Source organism: Microbispora catharanthi (assembly GCF_006334915.2).
GTDB classification, from domain to species: Bacteria; Actinomycetota; Actinomycetes; order Streptosporangiales; family Streptosporangiaceae; genus Microbispora; species Microbispora catharanthi.
Genome location: NZ_VDMA02000024.1, coordinates 20,348 through 34,514, shown reverse-complemented (window position 1 = coordinate 34,514; position 14,167 = coordinate 20,348). Strand labels below are relative to the sequence as shown.

The 14,167-nt window shown below is 70.8% G+C and carries 14 protein-coding genes; 7 read left to right on the top strand and 7 right to left on the bottom strand.

Features of this window, described 5'->3' with window-relative positions:
• Nucleotides 1–53 precede the first annotated feature (53 nt).
• Nucleotides 54–530: a MarR family winged helix-turn-helix transcriptional regulator gene (locus tag FH610_RS34200; protein WP_139579376.1), complete on the top strand. Its 477-nt coding sequence runs from the start codon at nt 54–56 to the stop codon at nt 528–530.
• 318 nt (nt 531–848) lie between these two features.
• Here the strand turns inward: FH610_RS34200 and FH610_RS34195 are convergent, their stop codons facing one another.
• Both FH610_RS34195 and FH610_RS34190 read right to left on the bottom strand, forming a co-directional pair.
• The gene (locus FH610_RS34195; RefSeq protein WP_139579375.1) at nt 849–1,244 is read right to left on the bottom strand and encodes a dihydrofolate reductase family protein; all 396 of its coding nucleotides are present in this window, start codon (nt 1,242–1,244) and stop codon (nt 849–851) included.
• Nucleotides 1,245–1,271: 27 nt separating this feature from the next.
• On the bottom strand, nt 1,272–1,856 hold the full coding sequence (locus tag FH610_RS34190) for an MFS transporter (protein ID WP_338104616.1): 585 nt from the start codon (nt 1,854–1,856) through the stop codon (nt 1,272–1,274).
• Between FH610_RS34190 and pdxR the strand changes: the two genes are divergently transcribed.
• Nucleotides 1,837–3,117 (top strand): MocR-like pyridoxine biosynthesis transcription factor PdxR, encoded by a 1,281-nt coding sequence (gene pdxR, locus FH610_RS34185; RefSeq protein WP_476703420.1) that lies wholly within the window; start codon nt 1,837–1,839, stop codon nt 3,115–3,117. The genes FH610_RS34190 and pdxR overlap by 20 nt on opposite strands.
• 355 nt (nt 3,118–3,472) lie before the next feature.
• Nucleotides 3,473–4,804, top strand: a complete 1,332-nt coding sequence (locus FH610_RS34175) for a pentapeptide repeat-containing protein (protein WP_240809376.1) — start codon at nt 3,473–3,475, stop codon at nt 4,802–4,804.
• Between the two features lie 223 nt (nt 4,805–5,027).
• On the opposite strand, the gene FH610_RS44815 is transcribed toward FH610_RS34175, so the two are convergent.
• Nucleotides 5,028–5,315, bottom strand: a complete 288-nt coding sequence (locus tag FH610_RS44815; RefSeq protein WP_139579373.1) for a YciI family protein — start codon at nt 5,313–5,315, stop codon at nt 5,028–5,030.
• 532 nt (nt 5,316–5,847) lie between these two features.
• Between FH610_RS44815 and FH610_RS34160 the strand changes: the two genes are divergently transcribed.
• Together FH610_RS34160 and FH610_RS34155 are read left to right on the top strand one after the other, a co-directional pair.
• Entirely contained in the window at nt 5,848–6,744 is an 897-nt protein-coding gene (locus FH610_RS34160) for an SDR family NAD(P)-dependent oxidoreductase (protein ID WP_139579371.1), read from the top strand.
• 472 nt (nt 6,745–7,216) lie between these two features.
• Nucleotides 7,217–7,798 carry a TetR/AcrR family transcriptional regulator gene (locus tag FH610_RS34155; protein WP_139579370.1) on the top strand — a complete coding sequence of 194 codons (582 nt, stop codon included), beginning with the start codon at nt 7,217–7,219 and terminating at the stop codon, nt 7,796–7,798.
• Nucleotides 7,799–8,006: 208 nt separating this feature from the next.
• Here the strand turns inward: FH610_RS34155 and FH610_RS34150 are convergent, their stop codons facing one another.
• The 4 genes from FH610_RS34150 to FH610_RS34135 are packed head-to-tail and all read right to left on the bottom strand — an operon-like array spanning nt 8,007 to nt 12,342.
• On the bottom strand, nt 8,007–8,654 hold the full coding sequence (locus FH610_RS34150) for a response regulator (RefSeq protein ID WP_139579369.1): 648 nt from the start codon (nt 8,652–8,654) through the stop codon (nt 8,007–8,009).
• Nucleotides 8,651–10,003 carry a sensor histidine kinase gene (locus FH610_RS34145; RefSeq protein WP_240809368.1) on the bottom strand — a complete coding sequence of 451 codons (1,353 nt, stop codon included), beginning with the start codon at nt 10,001–10,003 and terminating at the stop codon, nt 8,651–8,653. The genes FH610_RS34150 and FH610_RS34145 overlap by 4 nt, the downstream gene beginning before the upstream one ends.
• A 43-nt stretch (nt 10,004–10,046) precedes the next feature.
• Nucleotides 10,047–11,360 carry an alpha-amylase family protein gene (locus FH610_RS34140; protein WP_139579368.1) on the bottom strand — a complete coding sequence of 438 codons (1,314 nt, stop codon included), beginning with the start codon at nt 11,358–11,360 and terminating at the stop codon, nt 10,047–10,049.
• Nucleotides 11,361–11,388: 28 nt separating this feature from the next.
• Nucleotides 11,389–12,342 carry a hypothetical protein gene (locus FH610_RS34135; RefSeq protein ID WP_139579367.1) on the bottom strand — a complete coding sequence of 318 codons (954 nt, stop codon included), beginning with the start codon at nt 12,340–12,342 and terminating at the stop codon, nt 11,389–11,391.
• 117 nt (nt 12,343–12,459) lie between these two features.
• Here FH610_RS34135 and FH610_RS34130 point away from each other — a divergent pair, with 117 nt between their 5' ends.
• Nucleotides 12,460–13,344 carry a DUF2268 domain-containing putative Zn-dependent protease gene (locus tag FH610_RS34130; RefSeq protein WP_139579366.1) on the top strand — a complete coding sequence of 295 codons (885 nt, stop codon included), beginning with the start codon at nt 12,460–12,462 and terminating at the stop codon, nt 13,342–13,344.
• A 50-nt stretch (nt 13,345–13,394) separates the two neighbouring features.
• On the top strand, nt 13,395–14,162 hold the full coding sequence (locus tag FH610_RS34125) for a sulfite exporter TauE/SafE family protein (protein ID WP_139579365.1): 768 nt from the start codon (nt 13,395–13,397) through the stop codon (nt 14,160–14,162).
• The last annotated feature ends 5 nt before the right edge of the window (nt 14,163–14,167 follow it).

Below are 14,167 nucleotides of genomic sequence, written 5' to 3'. Positions count from 1 at the left end.
GTCCTCCGTAATCATTGAGTTTCTCATTGATATAGAGAGCGTATCATGGTCCCATGACCGTTGACCGTGACGTGGACGCACTGCCGGCTCACCGCTCGGACGTCGAGCGGAAGGCCGAGATCGTCCGTGTTCTCGTGGAGGTGGGAAACGCGGCGGACGCGGTCGTGGCCCAAGTCCTCGGCGAGTTCGGGGTGCCGGCCTCCGTGGCCGGCGCTCTGTGGGCACTCGCTCCGGGAACCGAGCCGCCGACGATGAGGGAGGTGGCGGCCCGGCTGCGCTGCGACCCCTCCACGGTCAGCCTCGCCGCCGACAAGCTCCAGGCCACCGGACTCGTCGTCCGCCAGCCCCACCCCGCCGACGGCCGCAAGCGCACCCTGGCCCTGACCGAACGCGGGCACGAACTCTGGGATGCACTCAGAACCCGGCTGCACGCCTCCGGCCTCTTCGTCGGCCTCGATGCGGAGGAACAGGGCACCCTGCTCGCGCTGCTCACGAAAATGCGACCGCCGCAGAGCCCGTACTCAGGATGAACTCGTGGCGTTCTCGTGGTGGGTGCCGGATCGTTGCGGGCGCGCTATCTCTGGGTCATGAGGTACGCGGCAGCCGGCGGGTGCACCCCGGCCGAGCAGGAGCGGCGCGAGCGGCCGCGCTTGGGGGCGGCGAAGCGGTTCTCGCGTGCGACATGACAGCACGCCTATCGCAGTGCTCCGAGGAGCTCCTCGGACGCGTAGCCGGCAGCCGCCGACAAGCCGGCCGCAACGGGGCCGCCAGGCTGGCTGCCCCTGGGAAAGGCCAGTCGGCAAGCCGGATTGCGGCCTTGGCGTTGGCGTTGGCGGTCGAGCGTGTGCTCAGGGGTCGCGTACGGTCCGCCCTGCAGACAGTGGGCTGATCCCGCCGCGAACTGCTCTCATTCGTCTTCTCCTCCCACGACCTCTCACGACGCGGAATCGCAGATGCGTGACGTGCGGCGACTCGTTCAACATGGTCCGTTCCAGCTCGATGTGGTCGGCGCCCAGGTTGTCGAACAGCCGGGTGCCCGCACCGAGCAGCACGGGCACCAGTTGGATCTGAATCTCGTCTACCAGACCAGCTTTCACGAACTGCTGGGCGATATTCGCCCCACCCATCACAAGGACGTTCTTTTCGCCCGCCGCCTCAACAGAACCTTTCCCATGAGGGTTCCTCCTTGCTGGTCTTCTGATCGAGACCTTGTTCTTGCAGCCGCCACCGTCATTCGTCGTCATCAGGCTCGCGGCGCTTCTTTTGGCCGGTCAGGCCAGATGAGCTTCCGTTCCGTTCCTGCGGTCTCTGGCCGACCGGGCGGGCAGGCCGTGTACGGCGGCCAGCACGAGCAGCGACAGCGCCGCCCCTGCCAGGAAGACCGGCCAGTAGCCGATGCGCGCGTTCAGCCACAGACCCAGTGGCAGGCACACGATCGACGGGACCGTGACGGCCAGGCCGTACAGTCCCAACCCCTCGCCGCGGCGCTCGGCGGGCACGAATTCGGCGATCGCGGCCGAACCCGCCACGGAGAGGATCCCGAGCCCCACGCCACGCAGCATGCAGACGCCCATCACGAGCGGCAGCGAGGATGATGCCGCCAGCACGACCGCCGGTGCCCCGAGCAGGATCAGGCCCAGCGTCATGGCCGCGCGGTATCCGTACCTGCTGAGCAGGCCAGGCACCGCGAACTCCACCAGCACGGTCGCGAGCATCATCGCGCCGGTGGACAATCCCGCGCCCACGCTGCCCGCGCCGGCGGTGGCCGTATAGACGGGGACGACCGGCAGCAGCAGGGAGAAACTGCCGCAGGAGCCCAGCGAAGTGATCAGCAACATGGCCACGGGGCGGCTCAGGATCGACTGCGGACGCGCGACATCCAGGAGACGAGCGTCGACGCCGGTGGACGAGTGCTATACACAGCTGCAGGCAGAGGGCTACATCGTCACGCGACCGGGTTCGGCTACCCGGGTGGCCTCCACCGAGCACCCGTCCACGACCGCGCCGTCGCGACCCTCACCTGCCGCGCCCCTCACGATCGACTTCCGGCCCGGCGTGCCCGACCTGTCCAGCTTTCCTCGCGAGCACTGGAGCCGTGCACTGCGCCACGCCTGCCGCGACGCACCCAGTGACCTGCTCGGCTACATCGACCCGCACGGTAGCCCGGCGCTGCGCGAAGTAATCGCCGCCTACCTACGGCGTGTTCGTGGTGCCGCCGCAGAGGCCACCCACGTGCTCATCTGCGCCGGCTACGCGCAAGGGCTGCAACTCGTCCTCCGGGCCCTGGCGAGCGAGGGCATGAGCGTCGTGGCCTTCGAGGACCCCAGTGACCCCGACCATCGCGCCATCGCCGCGATGCTGGGCCTGGAGGTCGTGGGTGTCCCGGTGGACGAGTGTGGAATCGACACCGGAGCGCTGGCGGCCACGAATGCACGCGCCGTGGTGCTCACACCCGCGCATCAATCGCCCACCGGGGTCGTGCTGGCTCCTGATCGGCGACAAGCTCTGATCACCTGGGCCGCCGCCCACAATGCGACGATCATCGAGGACGACTACGACGCCGAGTTCCGGTACGACCGCGAACCGGTCGGCGCTCTGCAGGGCCTGGCACCGGACCGGGTCGCGCTGCTCGGCTCTGTAAGCAAGTCACTCGCGCCCGCCCTGCGGCTCGGATGGATTGTGTCCCCACCCCACCTCGCTTCTGCTGTCGCCTATCAGAAGAAGCTGGGCGACCGGGGCTCACCGGTTTTCGACCAACTCGCCTTGGCCGACCTGGTGCAGTCGGGCCGCTATGACCGTCACCTACGTCACATGCGTACGCGCTACGCCGCGCGCCGAGCGGCCCTCGTAGAGGCGCTCCACCGGCACGCACCCAAGGTGGAGCTGCGCGGGCCGTCCGCCGGCTTCCACACCGTCGCACAGCTACCGACCGGCACGGACGAGCTTTCCGTGGTCGCGGCCGCCCGTAGGCGGTCTGTCGGGGTGTACGGGATGAGCACCTACCGTGTCGACCAGCAGACACGGCCCACGCAGCTCGTTCTCGGATTCGGAAACCTGACCGTGGACGCCATCGCTGACGGCATCGGAAGCATCGCCGACCTGCTGCAGGGCGGCTGACCGCAGAACCTGGCCCCAGGGGGCCGCGCAATCGAGGATTGCTCGCGCTCGACCTTTCGCAGCCCGTGCGTGGGCGTCCACCACTCGACGACGAGCATCGTGCCCTCGTTGAGGTGGGTGTGCACGACCTTGGCGATGTCGGCCTGGAAGGGGTCGCCGTCCGGTCCCTCAGTGACTGGTCCGGAAGCGATGGCCTGACCGGAGATCTTCGTCGCCGCCGTAGAAGGGCAGTGCTCGTTGCACAGTTGCGCGGGGAAGAAGACGCTTTCACACAATGCTGATTGTGTGAGGTTCCAAAGGGCCGGTATCCACGTCTTTCGACGCGAGTGACCGTCATCAGTGCATCGTGGAGATCATGCCGCGTCTCGTCTTCGGTCTCCGCCGGTTGCGCCGTCGCACGCTCTTCCGACCGGCCCGGCCCGTGCCGCTGTTTCCCATCAGCGTTGCTCTGGGCATCACTCTCTTCATGGCCGCCGCAGCAGCGGCCGGGTTGATCGCGCTCGCCCTGAGCTGGCTCGGCTGGCCCCGCCTCCCGCAGGGAAAGCTCGACATGACGAGCCTGCTGGAGATCATAAAGATCTCCCTCGCGGTGGTCGCCGGCATTGGGGGCGTCGTCGCCCTCGTTGTCGCCTACCGCAAGCAGCGCATCACGGAAGCCGGAGAGGCCCGGGAGCACGCGAGGCTGTACGCCGAACGCTTCGATAAGGCGACCGACAAACTCGGCTCCGAGAGCCCCGCGGTCCGCTTGGCCGGCGTTCACGCCTTGGCCTCTCTCGCCGACGACTGGCCAGGTGGTCGGCAGATGTGCATCGACGTCCTGTGCGCCTACCTGCGCATGCCACCCGAACCCGAACCCGACGCCGATCAAGACCCAGCTAATCACGTCACCTGGCGGGCCATGCGGGAAGTACGTGCCACGATCCTTCGCCTCATAGGGACGCACCTGCGCTACAACGACTCTATTTCGTGGGCTGGCGCCCACCTGGACTTCAACGGAGTCGTCTTCGACCACGGCGCCGATTTCATGGGCGCGCAGTTCTCGGGGGTGGTGTCGTTCGACGGCGCGGTGTTCTCCGGCGGCACGGTCTCGTTCAGTCACACGGGGTTCTTCGGCGAGCCGGTGTCGTTCGCCGGCGCGGAGTTCGCCGGCGCCACGGTCTCGTTCGATGAGGCGATGTTCTCGGGGGTGGTGTCGTTCGACGGCGCGGAGTTCTCCAGCGGCACGGTCTCGTTCAGCAATGCGAGCTTCTTCCGCGACACGGTCTCGTTCCATGAGGCGGTCTTCTCCGGCGGCACGGTCTCGTTCAGCAACGCGGAGTTCTGGAAGGGGCTGGTGTCCTTTGACGGCGCGGAGTTCTCCGGGCTGGTGTCGTTCGACGGCGCGGAGTTCTCCAGCGGCACGGTCAGTTTCGCTCGCGTGAAGTTCTCCAGTGGCGCGGTCTCGTTCGGTCGTGCGGAGTTCTCCGGCGGCGCGATCTGGTTCAACGACGCGGAGTTCTCCGGCGGCACGGTTGATCTCACCGAGGTTGCCGACTGGTCTCACCCACCCGCCGGGCTTCCTGAGGCGGCGGTGGGGCTACAGCTCCCGCAGTCCGTGCCGGCGGAGACGTCCGAACCCCGGGGACACGATGTTCGCCGGCCTGAGACAGGCGACGTGGGTGAGGAGACCGAAGTCGGTCCCGATTGAACGGCTGTGGCGCTTCATGTCGTTCGAGTCGCCTTCTGGAGTCTCCAGAGGACCGATCTTGGCTCCTGATGACGTTTCTTCTCAGGAGTCGATTCCGGACGCCGAGGCGCAGCAGTGGCTGCTCTCGCCTCCTGCACCACCTGCCCCGCGGTCGTCGACGCCCGGTCCGTCCGTGGACCGTGATCTTGATTAGTCTCTGGCGAGAGCTCGTGGCTTTGATGGTTCAGTTCTTGAGGCTCTCCAGGCCGTCTGCCAGGAGTAGCGGTGTGAATTCCACGACGCTGTGCGTGGCGACGTTGTTGAGGACGTACGGATCGCTGGCCAGGATCTGGGCAAGTTCCTCAGCGGGCATGTCGGTCGTGAGGTAGACGCCACCGACCAGGGGTACTTGCCGTCCGGCCACCAGGAGCAGCCGCCGGGTAATGAGGTCGTTCAGCCATTCGCCGTGGGCCGGCCGCCACTGATCTACGTCCTTCAGTGGTGCCGTGTAGGTCACTGTGACAACGAACATGCCCGGATTGTGACAGGTGAGGCGGGAAGGGCGCCTCCCGATTTCGATCGTGAAGGGGGATGTTGCGGGACAGAGTAGCGGAGCCGGTGCCCTGGTAGATGAGTTGTCTCTTGTCGTAGCGGGTGGCGACGGCCCGGTGCTGACGGAGCTTGTTCACGCAGCGTTCCACGGTGTTGCGTTCCTTGTACCGTTCGCAGTCGAAGACGGGTGGCCGTCCGCCCCTGGAGCCGAGTTTGACGCGGTGGGCGGCGTGGTCCTTCTTGACGGGGATCACCGCTGTCGAGGATCTACTCCCAAGCGAGCCGGCCCGCGAAGCGGGCGGCACCGGTCTCTCCCTCCAACTCGGCCGGTGCGGCACGCTCGCCAAGTTCAGCCGTCAGTGCACGAACCGCGATCGCGTACGCCCGCGCGGTGGTGGCTGCGTGGGCCGACTGCCGTCACCGGTGGAAGCATAAACGGATAGTTCATCCGATTGTGCTACCATCTCGCCTAACCGGATGAACTATCCGGTTATTTCGATGGAGGGGCTCATATGAAGACAGCTGTGGTCACGGCCGGCACCGGGGGCATCGGCTTCGAGACTGCACTGGGGCTGGCCACCGCAGGGTTCAAGGTCACTGTGGTCGGGCGCGACGCCGACCGGGGAGCCAAGGCGGTTGAGCGGATCAACGCGACGCAACCGGCGCACCCCGGCCGGTTCCTGTCCGCCGATCTCGCCTCGCTCGACCAGGTCCGCGCGCTGGCCGACCGCATCGCCGCCGACCACGCCGCGTCGGGGGAGCCGTTGACGGTGCTGGTCAACAACGTGGGGGCGATGTTCGCCGAGCGCGCGGACCTGGGCGGCGTCGAGGCGTCGTTCGTCGTCAACCACCTCTCGCCGTACCTGCTGACCGAACTACTGCTGCCCACGCTCACCGCCGGGGCGCCGAGCAGGATCGTGAACGTGACCTCGGGCGCGGTCGGCGTCGCCAAGCGGGTGTTCGACGCCGTCGAGCCGCCAGGCGCCTACTACGGCTTCCACTGGTACGGCCGCGCCAAGCTCGCCAACCTCGCCTACACGCTCGACCTGGCGAGGCGGCTGGACGGCATGGGCGTGTCAGTCTTCGCCGCCGATCCCGGAGGCGCCGCGACCGACATGACCAACGGCACCCTGACCGACCCGAAGATCGTCGCTCCTGCCCTGCGGCTGCTGTGGCCGCTGGTACGCCGCAAGTTCGAACGCTCCACCTCCGGTCCGGCGTCCGCGGCGGCCAGGCCCTCGATCACCGCCGCCGCCGACCACGCGCTGACCGGCCGGACCGGCCTCGTCATCGGGCCCCAGGCACACCCCGTCGCCCCGTTCCGTGCGGCGACCGACCGCCGCATCGCCGAGGCCGTACGCCGGCTCAGCGAAACCCACGCACCTCCGGTGGCCAGAGCGGATGCATGACCATCCCCAGGTGCGTCCCCAGCCGCCCACCGGTCACACGACCAGCGCCGCTCGCTCTCGTCGCTCTCTCGAAAAACACACCGAACTCCCACCGCAACCTTCGCCCGAGTGGACACCCGCACCGACCTGGCCGCCGCGATCCGGCACCAGCTCCACGAATCCGGACAGCACCTCCTGCTCGCCCAGTACCTGACCTCGTCAGCGCGCCGGTGCTCAACTCCCTCACGCCAGTCCAGGTGCGCACGGCCGCCGAGCAGACCGCCTCCGCCCTCCCACGCGGCACCGGAGGCCCAGGTCGACCGGTCCGCCGCGCCGCCGGCTCCTCGGCCAGGAGCACGACGCGCGCTGACAGCCTGCGGTGGGCAGGCCAGGCGGCCCGCCCACCGCCCGACAGCCAGGTCCCCCGGGAACGCCCGCATATGATCAGACGACGAGCCGGTGAACCAAGACGAGCAACCTGGATTCTTCCCACATGATGACCACACAGCTGCGCAAAGACGCCGCCCGCAACTGGGAGCGGATCGTCGCCACCGCCCGCGACCTGGTCGACCAGGGCGCCGTATTGCAGCTGAACGACGTCGCACGCCGGGCAGGACTCGGGGTCGCCACGGTCTACCGGCACTTCGCCACCCCCGAGGCACTGCTGGAGACCGTCGCCGCTCCCTGCCTGGAAGCCCTGGCCGCGCATGGCGAGCAGGCTCTGGCCGACGCCGACCCCTGGCGGGCGCTGGAGGGTTTCCTGTCCCGCATCGTCGAAGCACAGGTCACCGACCCCGCCCTGCCCCCGGTCGCCGCCGCGACCACGGACACCCTGCCGCGCACCACGGAACTCAAAGAGTCACTCGCGTCCGCCGGCACCACACTCCTCGGGCGGGCCCGCGACGCCAGAGTCGTCCGCTCCGACCTCGCCGCCGCCGACCTTGTCCCGCTCATGTGCGGCATCGCCCACGCCGTGACCGTCCACGGCGGCACCCCCACCGACCGGATCGATACCGCCCACCGCTACCTCGCCACCCTGCTCGAAGGCATGCGTGCCACACCGCCGAACACGTGAGCTCCAGGATCAAGGCACCCCGACAGCGGACATCCGCGCATCCGGTACGGCCCGGTGCTCGCACCTCACCGTGCAGTCGGCGGGATGCTCGATGTCATGTCGTTCTCCTCGGCGACCATGCCGGTGCTGCTCAGAGCTTTCTGCGCCTTCAGATCCAGGCCGGATGGCTCGACCAGGCGCTTGCCGGTGGTGACGCGGGTCGCCTCGCTCAGCGGGGGGAGACGAAGCCCGACTCGTAGGCGGCGACCACCGCCTGCGTGCGGTCGCGGGCGCCCAGCTTGGTCAGGACGTTTCCCACGTGGGTCTTGACGGTCTCCGTGCCGACGACGAGCTCGGCGGCGATCTCGGCGTTCGACATGCCGCGTGCCATCAGCCGCAGCACGTCCCCCTCACGCGCGGTCAGCCTGCCGATGCCGGGGACGGCGCGGGCGGCGCCGCGGGCCGCGACCAGCGAGCGGATGGCGGCGGGGAACAGCAGCGACTCGCCCGCCGCCACCACCCGGATCGCCTGGACGAGCTCGTCCGCCCTCGCCCGCTTGAGCAGGAAGCCGCTCGCGCCGGCCCGTAGCGCCTCGTAGACGTAGTCGTCGTTCTCGAAGGTCGTCACCACGACCACCTTGGGCGCGCTCGCCGCGGCGGTAAGGGCCCGCGTCGCCTGGATGCCGTCCACCGCGGGCATGCGCACGTCCATCAGGACGACGTCGGGCCGGAGCGAGCGGGCCAGCGACACCGCCGCCGCGCCGTCGGCGGCCTCGCCCACGACGCTCAGGCCGGGCTCGGACTCGATGATGATCCGCAGGCCGGTGCGGATCAGGTCCTCGTCGTCGGCCAGCAGCACCCCGATGCTCGTGTTCATGTCCCCGTCCGCCCCTCACCGGATTCCTCGCCCATGCCCTCGCCCGCGCTGTCGCCGCGTGTGTCCGGGAGCAGGGCGGCATCCGCGCCCGGAAGCGGGACGCGGACCTCGACCCGCCACGTCTCGCCGTCGCCTTCCGCCTCCATCCGGCCGCCGAGCAGCGTCACCCGCTCCCGGATGCCGTCCAGCCCGTGCCCCGCCCTGCCGCCGCTCCTGCCGCTCCTGCCGCGCCGGCGTGGTCCGGTGGGGCCCCGCCGGTGATGCGCACGGACCTCGTTGCGCACGCACATCTCCAGGACGCGGTCGCGCACCTCGGCGTCCACCTCGATCGGGCCCGTGCCGTGCCGGATCGCGTTGGTCAACGCCTCCTGCGCGACGCGGTAGGCCTCCCGGGAGATCACGGGAGGCACGCCGGACAGGTCGCCAAGCCGCCGGACGACCGGTCTGTCCCCGGTGACGGCGGCGTCGAGCAACGCGGGGAGGTCGCCGAGGGACGGCTCGGGGGAGGCCCGCCCCGCGCCCTCCCGCAGCACGCCGATGACATGGTCGAGCTCGTCCAGCGCGCTCCGGGCGGAGGTCTCGATCGCCTCCAGAGCGGCCCGGGCGGCGGCGGGGTTCCGGTCGAGCACCCGGCCCGCGGCGGCGGCCTGCACGGTCACCACGCTGAGGGCGTGGCCCACCGAGTCGTGCAGCTCCCTGGCGAGCCGGTTGCGCACGGCCAGCCGATGGGCCGCCTGCCGCGCCAGGGCGAGCCGGTCGGCCGCGGACGGCCCGAGAAACGCGGGGGCCAGGCGGGCGAGCAGCGCCCCGGCGCCGACCGCGAGGAAGAGCAGGCAGACGAGGACGGCCAGCCCGGCAGGCGGACCCCACATCGTGGCCCAGCCGGCGCGGATCCCGCGGTCCACCAGCCCGAGGTGATCCCCCGCCAGCGGGAGGACCGCCAGCCAGACCGTGAACGGCACCATGGCCAGCGTCACGCCGCTCACCAGGCCGCCGATCCCCAGGTGCAGGGTGAACCACGCCGCGGTCCGGCGGCGTTCCGACCATGTCCGCCGGACCGAAGACGGCGGGGTCTCGACGGCCGCGCCCAGCAACGTGCGGGCGGCGGCGACCTCGAAGGCCCGGACCGGCAGGAACAGCCCCGACACGGCCACCGCCGGGAGCACCCCGATGAAGATCAACGGCTGCACCGACAGCAGCGGATCGCCGACGTCCGGCGTCGGACGCCACAGCGCCGTCGCGACCTCTCCGGCCATCATGTAGGGCATGAGCAGGGCCCCGCCGACGATCAGACAGGCCCACCTGCGGTAGGTGACCCTGTCGATCAGCGGGGCGAGGACGCGGTTCACGGTTCGATGCTCCCGCACTCGCGGCGCATGCCGTGCCGTCCGGTCACGGTCTGTGGACGAGCACCCGCCACCCGTGCGCGGGCACGAGAGCGGGATCCTCGTCCGGGCCGCCCGCCCCGGCGCAGCTCTCCGCGACGGTCAGACGGGAGACGTCCACGGGGAAGCGGTAGGCGTCGTCGCCGATGTTGAGCAGCGTGACGACTTCTCCCGTCCCCGCCTGGCTGCGCAGCGCGAGGGCCCTGTTGGCGACGTGCTCGGCCTCCGTACGAGCCCGGACCAGCCAGGGGTGCCGGCGGCGCAGCCCGACCAGCCGCTGGTGGAGCCGGTAGACGGGCATGCCGTGCGACGCCAGGTCGTCCGGGCCGTCAGGGAAGGCGGGCCGGATCGCGTCGTCGCCTCCGGCGCGTTCCTCCTTGATCCCGAGGAACGCCTGCTCGTCGCCGTAGTAGAGGCTCGGCACCCCGCCCACCGTCATCAGGACGGCCAGCGCGTGCCCCAGGTGCCGCGGATCGGCGAGCCTGCTGGCCAGGCGCGTCACGTCGTGGTTGCCGACGAACGTCATCGGCGCGAACACCTCCAGCAGCCGGTTGTGCCGGTCGAGCGTCCAGGCGAGTTCGAAGAAGTTGCCGTCGTTGAGCGAGCTCCAGATGGCCTTCCACAGCTCGTACTGCGTCACCGAGTCGAGCCCGCCCTCGGTCACGTACGCCGCGTAGTCGCCGTGGATCACCTCGCCGGCGAACCAGGCGTCCGGATGCTCGCGCCGCACCCGGGTGACGGCCTCCCGCCAGAAGGCGCGCGGCACCGCGTACGCCGCGTCGAGCCGCCAGCCGGACGCGCCGCGGCCGAGCCAGTGGCCCATCACCCGTACGACGTGGTCGAGGACGGCGGGCTCCGCGTGGTTCAGCGCGACCAGGTGGTCGTGGCCCTCGAACACGGCGACGCCGCCGGCGCCGTCACCGGGACGGAACCAGCGGGCGGCGGGGGAGTCCGGCCCTTCCGCGAGTGCCCGCGTGAAGACCGGAAACCCCCTGCCCACATGGTTGAACACCCCGTCGAGCAGCACCCGCAGCCCGCGCCGCCGCGCCTGCGCCACCAGGTGGTCGAAGTCGTCGTCGTCCCCGAGCCGGGGATCGACGCGGAAATGGTCCACCGTGTCGTACCCGTGCGTCTCGGACGCGAAGATCGGGCCGAGCTGGAGACCCGAACAGCCGAGGTTCACGGCGTAGTCGAGCCAGCTCTCCAGACGCCGCAGCCGGTGCCGGACCGGCGTTTCCCCGGGTGCCGCCGTCAACGGGGCGCCGGTGAAACCCAGCGGGTAGACATGCCACCAGATCGCGTGGTCGCTCCACGACGTCACATCCGCTCCTCATCGCTCGTCCCTCTGGTCACAGTGTCGTCGTCGCGGCCCCCTCCCGTGCCGGCGGCCCCTCGACACCGGCGTGCCGCACCAAGGCGGGACGCCCCCGCCCGCAGGCGCGGCAGACGCCACGCGTGCGGTAGTGGTAGCCGACGGCCGCCGTCCCCATCGTCAGCCCCCAGGCGAGGAACCAGGGATAGATGACGTCGAACACCCAGGGGGAGACGCCCTCCAGGGACGGCTTCGCGAGGCCGAGGGCGACCGCGACGCGCAGCCCCGTGCCGAGGACGCCGACCGGGACCAGCATGACGCTCCCCACGAAGGCGGCGGTCAGCGGCATCCACCGCGGCATGCGCAGCGGCGGCCGCCAGGTCCGGGCGAAACCGAGCCCGAGCGCCACGCCGATCAGCGCCAGCACCCCGGTGTCGCCCAGCCCCGGCGTCCACAGGTGCACGTCCCCGAACGCCCGGGGATCGGCGAGGCCGAACGTGCCCCCGAGGCCCCACTGCACCTTGAGCGCGCCGTAACCGGCCGCGAGCAGCACAGTCAGGTATCCGGCGCGGACGCTCAGCCTCTGCCACGATCCCCGGGCCGGCCACGCCCCCCGGCCCCCGCCGGCGGGGGGCGTGTGGCCCGCGTCGTCGCGGCCTTCGGGCTGAGCCGCGTCGTGGCCCGCAGGCCGGCCACAACGTGCGCACGCGCCGCGTGCGCGGCGGCGACGCCGTACGGCGGTCACGAGGAGCGTCGTGCCGGCGGCGAGCGCGGCGGCGCGGGCGGCGGCCATCGGCCAGTCGAAACCGAGGTCGACGACGCCGCTCTCCCCGGTGACCGCCGCGATCGCCGCCATGATCCCGCCCACGATGTCGAAGGCGATCCCGCTCGCTCCGAAGCCGGCCAGCGCGAGACCGGCCACCGCCGCGGCGCCGGTGGCGAGCGCGCCGGTGCGCGCGGGCGGGGACTCCCGAAGGTGTGTCGTTTCCATGACTCCAGGCTCGTGGTCGCGTTCTCGCCGGGCCTCCCCACCGGGCGGGACGCGCCTCCCTCGCATGGGGGAAAGTCGCTTGAGCCTCACGTAGCGTGAGCTTTTAGCGTCGGTGGCATGGAGATCATCGTTCACGACACGGCCACCGCGATGGCCGATCTGCTGGCCGCCCCCCTCGCGGAACGGCCCGCGGCGCTCACCGGAATGCTGCGCCCGATGTGGGACGCCGTGCCCTGGATGCCCGTCGCCGACGTCGTCGGCATGCACCACAAGGGCTCCGGGTTCCGCGTCGACCGGGACGACGAGCGCTACCTGCCCGCGTTGCGGCGGATGCGCGACGCGGGGGTGTGGGAGCAGGTCGGCGACGCGCTCACCGCCGCGTGGAGCCGCCAGCGCGAGGCCGTGCCCGGCATCCGGCACCCCGAGACGCTGCAGGTCTACATCGTCCTCGGCGACCCGGACGCGGAGCACCTGGTGCGGCGCAACCACGGCTACCTCGGCATGAGCGGCAAGGGCCTGGTCTACCTCCTCGTCTGGCCGACGGAGGACAACGTCGGCCGCCTCGGGCACTGCGCCGTCCACGAGCTCAACCACAACGTCAGGTATTCGAACGTCGTCTGGGACCCCGCGACCGTCACCCTCGGCGAGCAGGTCGTCTCCGAAGGGCTCGCCGAGGCGTTCGCCCGCGAGCTGCACGGACCGGAGGGGCTCGGGCCGTGGAGCGCTTCCCTGGCCGGGCCCGCGCTCGACACCGCGTACGCCACGATCACCGGGGCCCTCGACCTGACCGGCATGCACAACTTCGCCGCGTACGTGCACGGGGACGCCACGGCGGAGCTGATGGGGCAGCCGCCCGTCGGCCTGCCCGACCACGCGGGCTACCCTGTCGGGCTGCGGATCGTCGACGCCCACCTCGCCGCCTCGGGGCTGACCGCCGCCGAGAGCACGGCGTTGCCCAGAAAGGAGATCCTGGCCAACGCCGGGCTGTCCGCCGCCCGCTAGGCTCGCTCGTCGAGCCTAGGTCAAACGGGTGCAAAGGGGGACGGAGCCACATGGGTGCCGGACAGGTCGTGCTCCTGCTCCTCGCCGCCGTGGCCGCCGGATGGGTGGACGCCGTCGTCGGCGGGGGAGGGCTGCTGCAGCTTCCGGTGCTGCTCCTGGCCGGTCTCACGCCGGTCCAGGCGCTGGCGACGAACAAGTCCGCCGCGATCTTCGGGACGGGCTCGGCCGCCGTCACCTACGCGAGGAAGACGAAGCTCGACCGGGCGGTGGCCGTGCCGGCCGCGGCGCTGGCGGTCGTGTTCGCCGGCCTGGGTGCCGCCTCGGCGGCCCTGCTCGACGCGGACGTGCTGAAGCCACTGGTGATGGTCGTGCTGCTGGGTGTGGGGGCGTTCGTGACCCTGCGGCCGGGGTTCGGCCGCCTGCCCCACCCGCACCTGCGTACGCGTGCGCGGGTGGTGACGGGAGTCGCCGTGGCGGGCGTCGGCATCGCCTATTACGACGGCATCGTCGGGCCGGGCACCGGCACGTTCCTGCTCATCGCGTTCACCTCGATCCTCGGGATGGACTTCGTCCACGCCTCCGCCACGGCGAAGGTCGTCAACACCGGCACCAACCTCGGCGCGCTCGTCGTCTTCGCCGCGCAGGGCCACGTGGTGTGGGCGCTCGGCCTGGCCATGGCCGCCTGCAACATCGCCGGAGCGCAGATCGGCGCGCGGATGGCGCTCAGCCGGGGCGCGGGGTTCGTCCGCGTCGTCCTGCTGTGCGTGGTGGCCGCCCTGGTCGCCAAGCTCGGGTACGACCAGTTTCTCGATCGATGAGACCG